Below are 14,995 nucleotides of genomic sequence, written 5' to 3' on the forward strand. Positions count from 1 at the left end.
CAGTAAAATCCGGCTGGATATGGGGAGGAAATAACGATGAAGCTGATTCAACGTATAAAGGAAGGCGCTAATCGCGCAACAGAAAAGGCGCAGCATGCTGTCGAGATTAGTAAGATCAATTCACAAATTACAACGATTCAGCAGGAAATGGATGTTCATTTCTTGCGAATGGGTCAGATCTTTTACGAAGGTTACCGCGCATCCGACATGTCGGTGGCAGAAACCGAGATGACACAGCTATCCACCGCATGTGATGAGCTTCAGGATGAAATTGACGAGCTACGCAGTAGAATTGCAGAATTAAAAAACGCTCATTTATGCACCTGTGGAGCAGTTGTACCACTGGATGCCAACTTTTGCCCCAAATGCGGACGCAAGCTGAATGAAGGGCAGGCTGCCTCCAAGCAGGTGGCTGCTGTGCGTGAAGAGGTGCCAACGAACGCCTATTCTTTTGATCTGCGCAAGCCAGAAGAAGCAAAGGAGCCCGCTCCTGTTTACACGGAATATGCAGAACATGAAGTAGTGGATCGGCATGAACAGGAGCAGGATGAACCATATGAAACGCACGAACCAGCGGGATTAGACCGCAATTACACAGTATCTGATTTTACACCAGAAGAAAAAGCGGCATTCGACGAAGAGTGGGAGCGCCGCCGTCAGGAAGAGCTGGAGAAAGAGCACCGTCGCCTTGAAGAACTGGAACGCGAGCGGGAGCGTCAGGAGGAGCTGGACGAGCGGATTCGATATTGGAAGGCCAACAACTCCGGGGCCGAGAAGCCAGCAATGCCGTCTGCACAAGTACGTGAAAATGTAAAATGCCAAATCTGCACCGCAGAACTACCCAAAGGGTCCAAGTGGTGCCCGCGTTGCGGAGCTGAACAGATTTAACGCAGCCGAACAGGCTGCTGCAGGACACAGACATAACGCCGGGCAGCATAGGGGGAACAGAATATATGGAGCGTTTGCTGCATCATCTGCGGAATCTGGGTTTTACGGAAATGGAAGCCAAGGTTATGGTCGAGCTTTCGAGGCAAAATGCGGCTTCCGGCTATGAAGTGGCTAAGCGTCTGGGCGCATCGCGCTCCAACGTGTACGCGGCTTTACAGCGTTTGGCCGGGCAGGGATACCTCAGAACCAGTGCTGGAGAGCCTGTTCGTTACAGCATGCTGCCACCGGGTGAATTGACCCGGATGATCGAAGGACAAATGCAGGAGTCCCTGCGTGCGGTGGAGAAGGAAATGCCACGAACAGAACCAACCAAGCCGACCTTTTATAATGCGGAAGGCGATCGGAAGGTGCTGGAAAGTCTGACCCGTGAGTTGGAACGGGCAGAGCATGAGATTGTGTTGGATTTGTGGCGCGAGGAAGCCGAACTGCTGCGGACAGAGTTGGAGAAAGCCGAGAGTCGAGGTGTGCGTCTGCTCTGGTCCTGCGATAACGGAGAAAGCATGATGGGACCGTGGTTACCGCTTAGGTCTGGTACAGACGGACAGGAACCAGCAGGGCGTAAGTTTTCTTTTGTTATTGATCGGCGTTGGTGCATGTTGGGTATGCGGGGAGAGAATTGCCCGACACAGGCGCTTATTACCGAGCATCCGGTAATGACAGGCCTGCTGCTTAATCATTTTGCCCAGGATCTTATTCTGTATGAGCTGGAGCATGATATGGGCAGAGAGCTGTCGACCCGGTATGGCTGGCGGTATGAAGGCATTATCGGCAAATATATGTCAGCTGGAGAATAGCTAAAGATTACCGGCTAGGAAGTTCCATCAGTGCCCGGCATATAGATGTAATATAGCCCGCCTTATGAGGCACGAATTGATCCGATGTAATCAGGCGGCGAGTTTTTTCTGGATTCGGCCCCGACGTAATGCCTTGGGCTTCGATAAAGGGAATATGGCCTTCAAAAAGGGCCAGTGCCTGGTTAAGATCTGCTTCGTACAGTCCGGCTACTTCTTCTTGCTGGAGGTGATAAGCTTCCAATGGCTGGTTCGATAGCAGTCCAAACACCGAGCTAACCTCCCGGTCCCAAAAAGAGGTACCCTGTGCGGTACCTTTGCTTTCATACCGAACGGTCATCAGCGGTGTTAATGAGGCAAAGGGCACATGAATACCCAGTTCTTCCTCCAGCTCACGAGCCGCCTGAGACATATCTTCGCCTGCCGTCAAGTGACCGGCTGCTGTAATATCGTAGCATCCGGGGAAGGTGTCCTTCGTATCCTGACGCTGTTGGAACAGTAAGCGACGGCCTATCGAAGTGTCTCGTGCTAGCCAGCAGTGAAAGGTATGGTGCCAGTATCCCTTGGCATGTGCGTCTTGTCGGGAAGCTGTGCCAAGGGGGTTGTCTTCATCATCGTAGATATCCAGAAGCTCGCTAGTCATCGTGGTTCCTCCTATAGTAAGCAGAAATCAAAGGTCTACTTTACAGTATAACGTGTTTTCCTTCCTGACGATATGAAGGCGGATGTGGAATGTGGAGTGGCATTTGGGGTATGCTGGGAACATGAGGATTTGCAACATCACACAGATTTACGATTGAAAGGAGCGATTTTACATGGAATGTATAGTACATTTTCGAGTCATGCATCCGGAGGAACCCAAGGAACTTCGCGGGTTAATTATGCTGGAAAGTGGGGGCAAGCCGGGGATTGATCAAATCACGGATATGTTCAAAAATATGGGCTATGATGTCCGCCCAGACAATCCGGAGGAATTGATTTTTAAACCAGTCGATGTCAGAGCCAATTATACATATATCCGGGTTATTGAGCTGGATACGGGTGAGGAAGTCTACCAGGAAGACAGGGATTTGCGCGCGATTTTGGAAAATTTGCTGAATAAACATTAAACGTTAAAGATCAGGAGAACTAATCGATGGAATGAGATAAAGCGATCCTGTCGCCATTCATAGGAACGGAGAACCAATGATGAGATTGTATATTATCCGACATGCAGACCCTGATTACCCCAACAACACCATCACGCCGGAGGGGCATTTGGAAGCCCAGGCATTGGCAAAACGGCTTTCCAGTCACGGACTGGATAGAATTTATGCCTCTCCTTTGGGGAGGGCTTTGGATACGATGCGCTACACTGCCGAGTCTTTGGGTATGACTCATGAAGTGGAACACTGGACGCAGGAGCTGGCCCTAAAGCTGGAGGAAACTCCATACGGCCGTCTTTCCCATTGGGATTTGCCTGGTGAAGTGATCCGTTCCGAGTTGCCCCTGCCGACTCATGACTCTTGGCAGGAGATTTCCTATTATCAGGGAACGCAGAGTCCCGAAATCTTCGAACAGCTGAAGCTCCATTCTGATGAATTCCTGCAACGGCAAGGTTTTGAGCGGGTGGAGGGCAGGTACCGTATTCTGAAGCACACCGAAGATCAGGTGGCCGTATTTTGTCATGGCGGCTTCGGGCTGACCTGGCTTGCTCATCTGTTGGAGCTGCCATTGGCCTTGGTCTGGTCCGGTTTTTGGATGCCGCCTAGCTCTGTAACCACGATCTTGTTTGATGAGCGCTCCCAGGAATGGGCAGTTCCCCGTTGCATCGGCTTCGGTGATGTTTCCCATCTGTACGCAGAGGGCTTGCCCGTCAGACCCCGTGGCATTATCACCAATTTCAACTAATCAGATCTCCTACACCATACCAAAACGGCTTAAGACGGTATACCGTCTTAAGCCGTTTGTTGTAGTCATATAGGTGTGGGTTGAGTCAGCGTGCTTCGACGTACCCTTCCAGCTTGGAAGTGCAATGTGCGCAACGGGTTGCGGCTACAGGAATTTCGGACAGGCAATGTGGACATTCCTTAATCGTTTTTTCCTGAGGAGGTTTTTCTTCCTCTTTACGTTTCAGCATGTTAATTCCCTTGACCAGCATGAACACACAGAAGGCCACGATCAGGAAGTCCAGCAGGACGTTAATGAACTGCCCATAGGCGAGGACCGCAATCCCTGTTTCTTTGGCCTGTGCCAAAGTCATGCGTGTACCGTCAGCATTTACAGGATCGGCATTTTGTAAAGCTACATACAAGTCTGGAAAATTCATGCCGCCCAGAAGTTTACCAATCGGAGGCATGATAATATCGTTTACCACAGAAGTGACAATCTTGCCAAACGCTCCACCGATGATAACACCGACCGCGAGGTCAATTACGTTACCCCGTACAGCGAATTCTTTAAATTCTTTTATAATACCTTTTCCGCTCATGTGAGTGCTCACCTTCTTTGCATAAAATCATTTATCTATAATACATGCTATGCCAATTGAGGGCAATTCCAAATTGATGTATTACACTTTGTCACAAAGTCACATGTTCATTTGTCTTCTATATGTAAACCAATAATGGAGGCGATGTATCGTGAGTTTAAGATTTAATTACAGAGCAGTGAGTCCTAGTACGTTCAAGGCAATGATGGAGATGGAAAAATATATTTCCGGCCGTTTTACAGACAAAGTATTGTATGAACTACTGAAAATTAGAGTATCCCAAATCAATGGATGTTCCTATTGTCTGGATATGCATGCGAAGGATTTGCTCAAGCTGGGGGATTATGCTGACCACATTTTGCAGCTAGCCTTATGGCGGGAGGTTCCTTTGTTCACGGAAAAAGAACGTGTTATGCTTGAATTAGCTGAAGCGGTCACCCGTATTTCTGAACAAGGGGTACCTACGGATTTGTACAATAGGGTCAGAGAACAGTTTACAGAGGAAGAATACGTAGATTTGATAACCGCGGTTAACGTGATTAACAGTTGGAACCGGATTGCGATTGCAACGGGGATGTATCCGGGCATTCTTTAATGAACAGGGGGCTATGCTTTGTCTGGCAAAGAACATAGAATTGAACAACAATCGGTGGATTTAAATCTGGAGGAGCTGTATCAAAGATATCGTAAATATTCTTTTTCCATTGCTTATCGCATGCTTGGAACGGTTACAGATGCCGAGGATGTAGTTCAAGACTGCTTTGTCGAGCTGAAGAATAAGCCCCTGGATGATTTACACAATCCCAAAGCCTATGTAGCCAAAATGACGATGAATCGGTGTCTAAATCTGTTGAACTCTGCACGCAAGCAAAGAGAGACATATGTAGGACAGTGGCTGCCGGAGCCGTTGGGTGAAAGTGCAGATCTTCCTGCGGATTGGTTAGAGCGTAAAGACATGATATCTTACGCTTTTCTGGTTTTGCTGGAGCAGCTAAAGCCGATAGAGCGGGCTGTTTTTGTGCTGAGGGAAGCTTTTCAATATGATTACAAAGATATTTCGGAATTGCTAGGGAAGACTGAGAGCAACTGTCGTCAGTTGTTCAGTCGCTCCCGTCGTATTCTATCTTCGGGAGAATCTGCTCTTGAGGCTCAGTCCAGTCGCAATGTGAACAACTCTTCCCGAATAAAACTACTAGAACGTTTTACAACCGCCTTTCTTGCCTACGATGTGACTGCTATGCTGGAACTACTGGCTGAACAACCTGTATTCGTGTCAGATGGCGGAGGTAATGTGCATACGGTGATGAGACCGATGGTTGTACGCAAAGGTGTTCTTGCTCTGTTGACTTCTCGTCGGGTATTAACCGTTTTACGAGAAAGAGATGTGTTCCATACCGTCATCAATGGCGAGGTCCAGCTGGCATTTCTGGAAGCCGGAAATGTGAGAGAAACCTTATGTCTCAGACTGACACCGGACGGGGAGCATATTCAGAGTTTTTATTTAATGGTCAACCCAGATAAGTTAGGATACATTCATGTAGGACAGAAGAAGCGAACATGCGATAAAAAGTAATCATCGAAACAGCAAAAACCTTGAATCCTGCTAAGGATCAAGGTTTCTTGTTGTTTTCACAACTGCCGGGCTTGATGAAGAGCCAGATCGCCTACCCAGGGAAGCTTGAACCACTTTCCTTGTCCCGCACGAATTAACAAGATAATCCACAAGGCAAGGCTTGCCAGCGTTAGCAGGGAAGCGAGGAAAGGACCGAGTAGCGGAATGAATCCGACCAGCACATGTCCGATCATGAGGGCTACAAAAAGAAGTATGGATTGCAGTGCGTGAAATAATACGAATCGGCTTTTCTTTTCCAGCATTACAAAGGCCAGCGCGCCAATAAAGGCGAACAAATAGCACAGGACAGCTGCTATATTTTCATCCAATCCTGTGGAAGACTTATAGACTGACATGTCAGGCATATCCTCCTTTATAAAAGATTCAAGCTAAGTCTCCGTACTATACAAGCTATGAGGGCAGGATTGAAGGATATGCCCGATCTCGGTAAAAAAATTGGCTCTACACAAAGGATAAGCGGTCAAGCGAATGGATATACTCGAATTTGGCGATACCCTTTTTTTTACTTTATTGGTTTGCAAATGACTGATAAAGTGCCACGTTCCGTGGTTGAAAGGCCTCCCATTTGGACTGCGCTTCTGTCGCATCGCCCACAAGCTTCGCAGATTCGATGTTCGACTGCAGCCAGACGAGCTTGCAAATTCATTGAACCACTTCCACCTTACGAATTGCCTGATAGTCTTTCCCGAGAATCCGTTTCGGTTCCCGCCAAACGTTTTAGAAACGTATTTCTCCAGTTTAAGGACAATTCTTCCACTTCGAGAATTTGTTTAATACCCTCGATATGAGCCTTCTCTTGATGCATAATTCGATTGGCAAATGAAACCGTAATTGCTTTCGGATGGCGATGAAGGAGGGATAATCCCTCGGCTTTAGAGACAACTCCCTCTTCCAGAACGCGGAAGTAGAATCCCGTGTAGCCTGTTTGCTGTACCTTCAAGGGCATGTCCGGTACGCCGTACTTGATGGACAACTTGTAGCAAGGCTGTCTCGGCTGGCTAACTTGAACGATAGCTTTGCCAAGCTTAAAGACGTCTCCAATGCAAACGTCGGATTCTAGCAAACCCTTTATCGTTAAATTTTCCCCGAACGCGCCGTAATCGAGTGGTCTCCGCAATTCATTTTCCCAGAACGGATAGTGCTCGTAGGGATATACGCATACAGCTTTCTCTTTACCCCCGTGATGAACTAGATCGCCCTGCCCATCCCCTTCGAAGTTTAGATAAGATAAATACAAATATTCATCTGTGGCCGACTTGAATATCCCCGTAGAAACGTCCTTCTGATTAAACTGGATCTGTTTGGGCATGCCGACATTAAGTGAAAGGATTTTAATAGATGCCATTCGGATCACCCCTACTTCTAAATTTTGGTCAACGATTTTGCTAGATGCTTCTATATACTGCGTTCCTGCATATGTTCGCCCGCCTGAAGCGAGAATTTCTATGATGATTACGCCTTTTACATTTCGGTAATTCCTCTTTTGACTCTGTTCGTCCCCGTTTCCATTTTACACTCCTCTATGCGCTATTTGCGAATTTTCGATTAGTCTCCGTTAATGGGATAGAGTCCTTTTTGGGCAACTCATCGTTCCGGGAGCGATATTCTCGTTCGAACATACCCGATCTCGGTAAAAAAATGAATTAGAGAATGTGTATAAAAATACGAAAAAGGCTGAACGAAAAAGATTCGCTCAGCCATTTACATGGTTACACACAGGTTTTGCACATGTTGTACGCACTTTATCCACCGCACATTACTATTTATCCACAAAAACAACATGATTTATACACAATTTGTGCACAAACTGTAGACAATATAACGATATCTCACACTTTGCACACAGATTGTCCACAAACTATCAACATATTGGGAGTAACTGTGGATATACTTCCGTAATTATCGGTCGCCAGTTTTTAAATGGCGGCGCGGATGTGTGATTTTCCCCATTTTATTCTTGTCATCCTTTTTGGGGATAAGTCGTTCATCAGTACGTCCTTCATGATGATTATCAAAGGCGTATTCGGTCATTTTCCACTCGGAAGTACCCAAAACAACATCAGAGGGAAAATGCTGACCTCTGTGCAAATGCTGTTCATGTCCATCCTCATCAATATAAACACCATCCACTTCTACCTTTTCACCCGAAAGCGGGAGCAAATCCTTTCCTTCGCGTTCCATTGGTATCCCCTCCGTCTGGCTTATTCTTCGTTAATTTGTCCGTACGGAAGGTCTTTTATCCACAAGCTGATGCAAAATATCCTCGGCAATCTGGTCTGCGGGATGAGGCTTGCGAAGCAACTCAATCGCCTGCGTCATTTCTTCGGCAAGAGAGGGGATGGAAATCAGGTCGAGACAATGCTGAATCAGCTCCTCCGTAGTGCGCGCAATACGGGCAGCTCCTTTTTGCTGCAAATACAGAGCATTATTTAGCTCCTGACCGGGCACGGGCTTGAACACAAGAATAGGCAAACCGGATGCAATGCTTTCCGAGAGTGTAATGCCGCCGGGCTTCGTAATCACCAGATTGCTCGCACGCATAAGTGCTGGAACAAAGTCCACGAATCCATAGGTGTAAATGTCCGGGTGGTCTGCATACAGCGCATCCAATTCTGCTTTCAGTTGCTGGTTACGTCCGCAGACGATGAGTAGCCGCAACTGAGGAAGCTGGCTTAATTGCCGACAGATATCCAGTATGCCGGATAGCACGCCATAGGCGCCAGCCATTATGAGTAGTGTAGTAGTCTCAGCCTGTTGCGATGGAATTACCTGTTCCTGAACAGGAATTTCGTTAGCAGACATGTTATAAAAAGAAGCGTGAATCGGAATCCCCGTAGCGATAATGCGTTCGATAGGTATTCCCCGCTGGGCGGCTTCCTGCTGGATATCCTCAGTGGCTACATAGTAGCGGTCAATATCGGGATGCAGCCAGCGCCCATGCAGATCGAAATCTGTAACCACGTTGACAATAGGCAAATTCATCCCCATTTTGCGGCGTAACGCCGGGAGCGCGAGCTGCGGGAACGTATGTATCACGAGATCCGGCAACTCCTTTTTCAGTGTGAGCGTAAGTTGACGCATTCCGAATGAATGCAGCACATGGCCAAAGGCCGATTTTGCCTGCATACCGCGCGTGATGTTATAGACCCAGCCGTAAAGCTGAGGAATGGTTTTGAAGCTTTGCATATATACAAATTTGGTCAGACCGTTCAACCAGGGATGAGATTCAGCCATCAGATCGAGAAGTTGTACCTCGCAGCGTCCGAGTCTTCGCAAACTGTCCATAATCGCCCGAGCGGCCTGCACATGGCCTTCCCCGTAACTGGCGTACAATATTAGAATTTTTGGTGCTGAGACTTCCATGATTGTTTAGCCTCCTATATTCAATAAGCACATTAAAGCTCATTTCAGGAACGTTCCAAGTTGAGGGAGGATACGGCTGGCAAAACGTAGCGCTCCAGCAGTGTTCGCGGATTTTTCCAACGGCTCACCTTGCTATCTGCTGTAAATACTGCGACTGCGTTCGCTTCTGGCACAAGATAAATTTGCTGTCCTCCATGTCCGTGCGCACACGCGTAGTTGATGCCGTGGAGTCGTCCTGTCCACCATTGGAATCCGTAATCTCCGAATTCTGGATAACCTTCAACCTGTCGCTGTGTCGCCTGATGCAGCCAATCGGCCGGAATCAATTCTTTTCCGTTCCAGCTCCCTTGATGAAGACAGCAATCGCCGAATTTAGCCATGTCACGCGATGTCAGATATAGCCCGATGTGTCCCATGGTGTAGCCCTCTGGATCTTGTGCCCAACCACTTCTCCCGAAACCTAAGGGTTCGAACAGATGCTGGAGAGCGTACGTGTAGGCGTCAATCCCACAACAATGGGTCAGCAACACGGACAACAGGTGCGAATCCACACTACGATATTGGAATACACCGAGTTGATCCTCCTGTACAGGTAAGCGCAGGGCAAAGGACGGCCAGCTTTTGCTGCGATGAAAACGGTGGATAAAAGCTTCTCCGAGCTTTTTACCCGTCTGCCAATACAAGCCGGATGTCATGGTCAACAGATGGCGAATCGTAATCTGCTCTAGCAGTGTTTCCTTCCGCCTAGGTAAATACTCAGGCAACAGCTTATGCACAGCCGTCTCTGGCCCGGGCATATCACCGCGAGCCATAGCTATGCCGATGAGCGTGGAAGTGAAGCTTTTGGTCGCGGATCGCAAATCGTTCAGAGAGCTTACTTCATGCCCGTTATAATAGCGTTCCCAGATCAGTTTGCCGTGGCGTAGTAGCAGGAAGCTGTGCATTTTAGGAAACTTGGCTTGGATTTCACGGTCTGCCTGATCAAGTAGGGAGACATTGACGCCCTCCTCTTCACAAGTTCCTATGTTCAGGGCAGACATACGGGCAACAGGTGCAGTGAACAGCGGAGCAAAGCGGCTCATCCTTTTCCCTCCTTGTTATGTTTATTTATTTTACCCCAAACACATACACTCCAAAAACCGATAAATAAGGTATACCCCCTGTGCAACAGCTGATTGAGTACCCAAAATGACATGATGCGTAAAAGATAGGTAAAATCAATGTGAATTTACTGGAAAGCTGAAAGCTGTATCTGAATATGTTATAATGGGGTAGTGATTCAGCCAAAAGAAATTCGGTTAATAATAGTGTCAGGTACATGCCTTGTATAAGGTGTTCCCGACCTAAGCTGCAATTAGACATACTACTTCACTGCATAAGGACATCAATACTTTTCGGCATTCTCTTCAACGGAGCACTTATTTTCAACGTTTTGGGAGGGAGTTACATGGCAACGAAAGGTCACAATGAAGTTAAGGAAAGTCTGCGGGAAATGACTCGAATTTTCCGGCCTAAGGATCCCAAAAAATTTGTAAAGGAATATGTGCGAAAATACCGGATTACAGGAGGGTATGAGGAAGAGTTGACCATGGTGGTGGAAAACGAACTCGGTCGCATAAATTCTTCAGTATCTTAAAGGGTTCGATTACCCGAAAAACTAGAAATACGACTTTTATAAACCGTCTATCCACAGAGGAGACGGTTTTTTTGTGTCCGCCTTGCATACAATGGGATAGGTTTAGTGAATTTGTATGCTCAAAGGAGGCGGATTCCAATAGAGATAGCAATACGAACACCGGAGGAAATCGGCTACATGAGGGAGGCCGGACGTATTTTGGCAGATTGCCATCGTGCGCTGGAAAGTCGTATTCTTCCGGGAATCACAACGCTTGAAATCGATGCTTGGGTGGAGCAGTTTTTAAGCAAGCGCGGAGCTACGCCTGAACAAAAGGGCTATAAAGGTTTCCCTTATGCCACCTGCGCTTCGGTCAACGAGGTGGTATGTCACGGTTTTCCCTCGGAGCGGGTGCTTCATGATGGGGATATTGTGACCATCGACATTGTGGTTAACAAGGACGGTTGGCTGGCTGACCGAGGATGGACCTATGCGGTAGGTAACATTAGCCGCCCGGTAGCACGATTGTTGCGGCAGACCCATAAGGCACTGATGCGCGGGATCGAGGTTGCCCGCCCGGGGAAGACGTTGGGGGATATCGGGCATGCTGTGGAAAAAGCGGCAGGCTGGCGGCGGTTCGGCAACGTCAAGCCTCTGATCGGGCATGGCATTGGCCGCCAAATGCATGAGCCGCCAGAGGTTCTGCACTACGGTCGTCCCAAAACGGGATTACCGCTGCGCGAAGGGATGGTGATTACCATTGAGCCGGTATTTACCCTCGGAACCGAGGGGGCCGTGCTCTGGGGGGACGATGGCTGGACCATCAGCACAGCAGACGGCAGTTGGGGGGCTCAATACGAGCACACGATTGCGATTACAAAGAACGGTCCTTATATTTTGACCTCGTAAAAGAGAGTTGTGCCATAGGGAGTCAATATGCGGGTCGTTAGCATAAGGCTCTCTAGGTAAGTTTTTTAGGATGACACATTCATCGTGGTTGTAGAGATTTTTCGATAAAGCAACAGATAAATCCCCAGCTCGACAGGCGAGGAAACAGCCATCACAATTCCCGCCATTTTGCCGTCCAGTCCTGGAAAAAAGCAGATACACAGAATAAGCGCGAGAATCGCAAAGCTCACAGAAAACAGCCTACCGATAAAGATAGGTTTAGTATTACCGATTAATATCGACCGTCCTATAAAATATTCCACCCAAGGATAAAATGCAACATAGACAGCCAGTATGCGAAGCAGTCCTCTGGTTTCTAGCAACAGTTCTCCTTCCAATCCCAATACATTCCGTAACACAGGATCACCAGCAAATCCGAAGGAGAGTAACAGGAGTAGCATTGGCGACAGGATAGACAAAAAGCTTAAAAATATCAGCACTTCCCTGCGCTTGGTCGTATAAAATTGAATCACAATTTGATGCAAAGAGCTGCAAAACCAGACAAATAGATTCAGGATTTGCAGTGCTACAGAAAAGGATGCCACGGCCAACAGTGGATCAGTTGTATTGTTCAGCGCTGCTTGGATGGAAGGATTCAGGATAACCAGCACCAGCGCCGAATATAGCAAAGGAAGGTAAAAAGGTAGGAGATGCTTCGCGTGATGGATGGTTTGCTCCCCGTTGTCAGAAGGCAGCTTTCTTTTGAGAACCCGGCCTTCTAAAAAAGTAACGACCAGCTCTATGAGAATACCTGCAATAAAAATGGCGGCACCGACTCGTCCGTCATTCGTCCAGCCAGCACGGATCAAAAACCAGGAAGCAATTAGCATCACGATAATACGTATGGACGAGCTGAAAGTCATCCATGCCGTTCGGTGCTTGTTAATAATAAGTCCCTGATATATGTTACGGACAGCTACCAATATGTATAGTAAAGTAAGAACCTGGAATACGTTCTTGGTGGGTTCGATCAATACTGGGGACACACCAAATACATATTGAAAGACCAGATTGCCTACGGGCGTCAACCCGATGCTCCAGCCGATGATCAATACAGCCACAGCCACGAACGTACATAAAATACCGATAGAATGAACGGACTTGCGATCATAACCGAATTTCGTGGTCATCTGCCGTACAGCGGTTAACGGAGTTTCCAACAGCAGGCACAAGCTGACGGCGACCGCATAGCTGCTTAATGTAAACGAAGGATGTTCCGAACGAGCAAGCACGGCATTGACGATGACATGCGTTAGTGCAGCAATTAATGACGAAATGCCAAGCGGCACATAAAATGAAACAATTTTATTCAAGTCAAATCCCCCAGTAAACGAGTAGTGTAGTGAACGGGTTATCCTATCCAACTTCACTAAACAATGAATATCCTTATTATAGATCAAGATTGGGATCGTCGATATAATAGAGTGCATAATATTGGAAACTAGGAGTGGAACTTACATGAACATCAGGGAAGCAACGATATCAGATGCCGAGGGCATCGCCAAGGTGCACGTAGATTGCTGGAAGACGACGTACAAAGATATAATGCCTGCCCAGGTTCTGGAACAGCTTTCCTATGAGCAAAGAACAGAACTGTGGAATGCGAATCTATCCAGTGAAGACGGTCATCGGGTATATGTTGCTGAAAATGAGAAGGGGGAAATCATCGGATTTGTGAGTGGGGGTCCAGAAAAATCAGGTGAATACCCCCCGTATGGGGGAGAAATAACGGCTATTTACGTTTTGAGTGAATACCATAGTTTAGGCTTGGGGAAGAGACTATTTTTACGTCTGCTTCAACATTTTAATAGTATGGATATTCACTCTGTAATCGTATGGGTGCTAGCAGATAATCCAGCATGTACTTTTTATGAAAGGCTGGGGGCCAAACTTATAGTAGAACAACATATTATAAATATGAGTGGCAAAAACCTGAACATGGTGGCTTACGGTTGGATACTATTCGGATAGAATACGCTTTTGTCCTTCCAAAGCACGAATCGGTGCGATATTTTGTGTAAATTCCAACGTTCCCAGATAGCGGCCCTCTGCATCACGGATGGCAAAATAACGGATGTAGACAAATTTGTCCTTGATTGGAATCCAAAAATCTTCAACATCCTTGCGACCTGCCTTAAAATCTTCCAGCAGCTTCTCAACGACATGCACGCTTTGGGGTGGGTGGCAATTCTGTACGGTACGACCAATGACGGCTTTCGTGCGCGCGAAGATTCGTTCCTTACCATGGGAAAAATAGCGAACAACATCATTTTCATCAATAAAAGTCAGGTCAACGGGTAGATGATTCAACAGTAGTTCCAATTGTTGTACAGATATAATCCCCGTCTCGAATCGCACGAAGCCCTGCGGTGTTCCAGATGTGCCTTCCGTTTGCTCAAGGGCTTCTGCCGGTTCCTCTGCCCGTTCAGGTATCCATTCACGTTCGGGAGCGGTCAAGCAGAACCCGATTTCTTCGCTTTCCCGGGCTATTTTCAGCCACTCATCCTCTGTCAGCTTACTGAGTGCCATCGGTAGCAAAATATTCTCTTCCTTGAATATCATTTCATTCACTTCGCTCATGATATGGGCAAGTGCCTTCCCAATCTGTTCACGATCTCCGTTATATTCGGTGAGCAGACTCTTCGCTTCCTTAATCGCGGCACGAATGCTGTCGTCCACACCCCACATGACTTTGGTTGGGCCAAAAATTCCATAGCGTTCTAGATAAGGAAAGACCAGATTTTCTTTGCGGCTATAGTGCTTGTCGAGATCGAGCAGCAGACTTAAATCTTCCAGTAACTTGTAGATGATTTTGGGGCTGTCGTCCTTCTGAAATTGGTCCGCGTGCAATGACAACTTGAAGTTGACCAATTGTTCGATCTCCCGATTTTCCAGCTTGAAGGTATGAACAGGATGTCCCGGTTGTTCCTCTGGTCCTGAAGGACGGTGAATATCCTCAATGGAACCCTTGAATATCGATGTATGCACGGAACAAAGACGCTGCACTTCCGATACGGGAATCCCCTCCTCGGTCATCAATGCATGCTCCATAGCTGAAATTTCCGCTACGCTTACTCCGCCAACAGCCTCTGCGAAACGCGCTTTGACTTCCTCCACGCTTTTCCCGGCATGTAATTCTTTTATAATTTCCTTTAGCGTTTGTTGGCGTTCCGTTAATTCCTGTGCTGTATGTTCACGGTTGTTAATTAACTCGCTCATGATCGTTA

18 protein-coding genes are annotated in these 14,995 nt (G+C 47.4%); 9 read left to right on the forward strand and 9 right to left on the reverse strand.

What is annotated here, in order from left to right; genetic code table 11:
• Window positions 1–36: 36 nt before the first annotated feature.
• Complete coding sequence (locus ACYCSE_RS12005; RefSeq protein WP_459702348.1) at window positions 37–888, forward strand: zinc-ribbon domain-containing protein; 852 nt, start codon at window positions 37–39, stop codon at window positions 886–888.
• A gap of 65 nt (window positions 889–953) precedes the next feature.
• Window positions 954–1,742, forward strand: a complete 789-nt coding sequence (locus ACYCSE_RS12010) for a TrmB family transcriptional regulator (protein ID WP_134903642.1) — start codon at window positions 954–956, stop codon at window positions 1,740–1,742.
• 7 nt (window positions 1,743–1,749) lie between these two features.
• Here ACYCSE_RS12010 and ACYCSE_RS12015 read toward each other — a convergent pair whose 3' ends face one another.
• A complete protein-coding gene (locus tag ACYCSE_RS12015; protein ID WP_250259522.1) occupies window positions 1,750–2,382 on the reverse strand; it encodes an NUDIX hydrolase in 633 nt (210 codons plus the stop codon).
• Between the two features lie 172 nt (window positions 2,383–2,554).
• Between ACYCSE_RS12015 and ACYCSE_RS12020 the strand changes: the two genes are divergently transcribed.
• Entirely contained in the window at window positions 2,555–2,848 is a 294-nt protein-coding gene (locus ACYCSE_RS12020) for a hypothetical protein (protein ID WP_069291005.1), read from the forward strand.
• 79 nt (window positions 2,849–2,927) lie between these two features.
• Complete coding sequence (locus tag ACYCSE_RS12025) at window positions 2,928–3,629, forward strand: histidine phosphatase family protein (RefSeq protein ID WP_061831078.1); 702 nt, start codon at window positions 2,928–2,930, stop codon at window positions 3,627–3,629.
• An 85-nt stretch (window positions 3,630–3,714) separates the two neighbouring features.
• Here the strand turns inward: ACYCSE_RS12025 and mscL are convergent, their stop codons facing one another.
• The gene (gene mscL / locus ACYCSE_RS12030) at window positions 3,715–4,209 is read right to left on the reverse strand and encodes a large conductance mechanosensitive channel protein MscL (protein ID WP_061831079.1); all 495 of its coding nucleotides are present in this window, start codon (window positions 4,207–4,209) and stop codon (window positions 3,715–3,717) included.
• A 151-nt stretch (window positions 4,210–4,360) separates the two neighbouring features.
• Here mscL and ACYCSE_RS12035 point away from each other — a divergent pair, with 151 nt between their 5' ends.
• Together ACYCSE_RS12035 and ACYCSE_RS12040 are read left to right on the forward strand one after the other, a co-directional pair.
• Complete coding sequence (locus ACYCSE_RS12035) at window positions 4,361–4,804, forward strand: carboxymuconolactone decarboxylase family protein (RefSeq protein ID WP_459702349.1); 444 nt, start codon at window positions 4,361–4,363, stop codon at window positions 4,802–4,804.
• Between the two features lie 18 nt (window positions 4,805–4,822).
• Entirely contained in the window at window positions 4,823–5,782 is a 960-nt protein-coding gene (locus ACYCSE_RS12040) for a sigma-70 family RNA polymerase sigma factor (protein WP_459702350.1), read from the forward strand.
• A gap of 56 nt (window positions 5,783–5,838) precedes the next feature.
• Here ACYCSE_RS12040 and ACYCSE_RS12045 read toward each other — a convergent pair whose 3' ends face one another.
• The 5 genes from ACYCSE_RS12045 to ACYCSE_RS12065 all read right to left on the reverse strand — a co-directional run bounded on the left by ACYCSE_RS12045 (window position 5,839) and on the right by ACYCSE_RS12065 (window position 10,287).
• Window positions 5,839–6,177, reverse strand: coding sequence for a DUF4870 domain-containing protein (locus tag ACYCSE_RS12045; protein ID WP_459702351.1), 339 nt, complete (start codon window positions 6,175–6,177; stop codon window positions 5,839–5,841).
• A gap of 326 nt (window positions 6,178–6,503) precedes the next feature.
• The gene (locus ACYCSE_RS12050; protein WP_061831083.1) at window positions 6,504–7,187 is read right to left on the reverse strand and encodes an MOSC domain-containing protein; all 684 of its coding nucleotides are present in this window, start codon (window positions 7,185–7,187) and stop codon (window positions 6,504–6,506) included.
• 554 nt (window positions 7,188–7,741) lie between these two features.
• Window positions 7,742–8,023: a hypothetical protein gene (locus tag ACYCSE_RS12055; protein WP_061831084.1), complete on the reverse strand. Its 282-nt coding sequence runs from the start codon at window positions 8,021–8,023 to the stop codon at window positions 7,742–7,744.
• Between the two features lie 30 nt (window positions 8,024–8,053).
• The gene (locus tag ACYCSE_RS12060; protein ID WP_459702352.1) at window positions 8,054–9,205 is read right to left on the reverse strand and encodes an MGDG synthase family glycosyltransferase; all 1,152 of its coding nucleotides are present in this window, start codon (window positions 9,203–9,205) and stop codon (window positions 8,054–8,056) included.
• Between the two features lie 44 nt (window positions 9,206–9,249).
• Entirely contained in the window at window positions 9,250–10,287 is a 1,038-nt protein-coding gene (locus ACYCSE_RS12065; RefSeq protein WP_235307129.1) for a serine hydrolase domain-containing protein, read from the reverse strand.
• Between the two features lie 365 nt (window positions 10,288–10,652).
• Between ACYCSE_RS12065 and ACYCSE_RS12070 the strand changes: the two genes are divergently transcribed.
• Window positions 10,653–10,841, forward strand: a complete 189-nt coding sequence (locus ACYCSE_RS12070) for a hypothetical protein (protein WP_007428354.1) — start codon at window positions 10,653–10,655, stop codon at window positions 10,839–10,841.
• A 105-nt stretch (window positions 10,842–10,946) separates the two neighbouring features.
• On the forward strand, window positions 10,947–11,729 hold the full coding sequence (gene map / locus ACYCSE_RS12075) for a type I methionyl aminopeptidase (RefSeq protein ID WP_235307130.1): 783 nt from the start codon (window positions 10,947–10,949) through the stop codon (window positions 11,727–11,729).
• A 65-nt stretch (window positions 11,730–11,794) separates the two neighbouring features.
• On the opposite strand, the gene ACYCSE_RS12080 is transcribed toward map, so the two are convergent.
• Entirely contained in the window at window positions 11,795–13,081 is a 1,287-nt protein-coding gene (locus ACYCSE_RS12080; RefSeq protein WP_459702353.1) for a hypothetical protein, read from the reverse strand.
• A gap of 145 nt (window positions 13,082–13,226) precedes the next feature.
• On the opposite strand from ACYCSE_RS12080, the gene ACYCSE_RS12085 reads away from it, so the two are divergent.
• Complete coding sequence (locus ACYCSE_RS12085) at window positions 13,227–13,739, forward strand: GNAT family N-acetyltransferase (RefSeq protein ID WP_322161617.1); 513 nt, start codon at window positions 13,227–13,229, stop codon at window positions 13,737–13,739.
• Here the strand turns inward: ACYCSE_RS12085 and ACYCSE_RS12090 are convergent.
• Complete coding sequence (locus tag ACYCSE_RS12090; RefSeq protein WP_235307133.1) at window positions 13,728–14,987, reverse strand: DUF438 domain-containing protein; 1,260 nt, start codon at window positions 14,985–14,987, stop codon at window positions 13,728–13,730. The two genes, ACYCSE_RS12085 and ACYCSE_RS12090, sit on opposite strands and share 12 nt — an antisense overlap.
• Window positions 14,988–14,995 lie beyond the last annotated feature (8 nt).

This window comes from Paenibacillus sp. SEL1, from assembly GCF_054602535.1.

Coding starts and splice junctions, on each gene's coding strand:
- ACYCSE_RS12055 (WP_061831084.1), bottom strand. CDS start 8,023: ATGGAACGCGAAGGAAAGGATTTGCTCCCGCTTTCGGGTGAAAAGGTA.
- ACYCSE_RS12015 (WP_250259522.1), bottom strand. CDS start 2,382: ATGACTAGCGAGCTTCTGGATATCTACGATGATGAAGACAACCCCCTT.
- ACYCSE_RS12025 (WP_061831078.1), top strand. CDS start 2,928: ATGAGATTGTATATTATCCGACATGCAGACCCTGATTACCCCAACAAC.
- ACYCSE_RS12070 (WP_007428354.1), top strand. CDS start 10,653: ATGGCAACGAAAGGTCACAATGAAGTTAAGGAAAGTCTGCGGGAAATG.
- ACYCSE_RS12065 (WP_235307129.1), bottom strand. CDS start 10,287: ATGAGCCGCTTTGCTCCGCTGTTCACTGCACCTGTTGCCCGTATGTCT.
- mscL (WP_061831079.1), bottom strand. CDS start 4,209: ATGAGCGGAAAAGGTATTATAAAAGAATTTAAAGAATTCGCTGTACGG.
- ACYCSE_RS12020 (WP_069291005.1), top strand. CDS start 2,555: ATGGAATGTATAGTACATTTTCGAGTCATGCATCCGGAGGAACCCAAG.
- ACYCSE_RS12085 (WP_322161617.1), top strand. CDS start 13,227: ATGAACATCAGGGAAGCAACGATATCAGATGCCGAGGGCATCGCCAAG.
- ACYCSE_RS12010 (WP_134903642.1), top strand. CDS start 954: ATGGAGCGTTTGCTGCATCATCTGCGGAATCTGGGTTTTACGGAAATG.
- ACYCSE_RS12045 (WP_459702351.1), bottom strand. CDS start 6,177: ATGTCAGTCTATAAGTCTTCCACAGGATTGGATGAAAATATAGCAGCT.
- ACYCSE_RS12005 (WP_459702348.1), top strand. CDS start 37: ATGAAGCTGATTCAACGTATAAAGGAAGGCGCTAATCGCGCAACAGAA.
- ACYCSE_RS12090 (WP_235307133.1), bottom strand. CDS start 14,987: ATGAGCGAGTTAATTAACAACCGTGAACATACAGCACAGGAATTAACG.
- ACYCSE_RS12060 (WP_459702352.1), bottom strand. CDS start 9,205: ATGGAAGTCTCAGCACCAAAAATTCTAATATTGTACGCCAGTTACGGG.
- ACYCSE_RS12050 (WP_061831083.1), bottom strand. CDS start 7,187: ATGGCATCTATTAAAATCCTTTCACTTAATGTCGGCATGCCCAAACAG.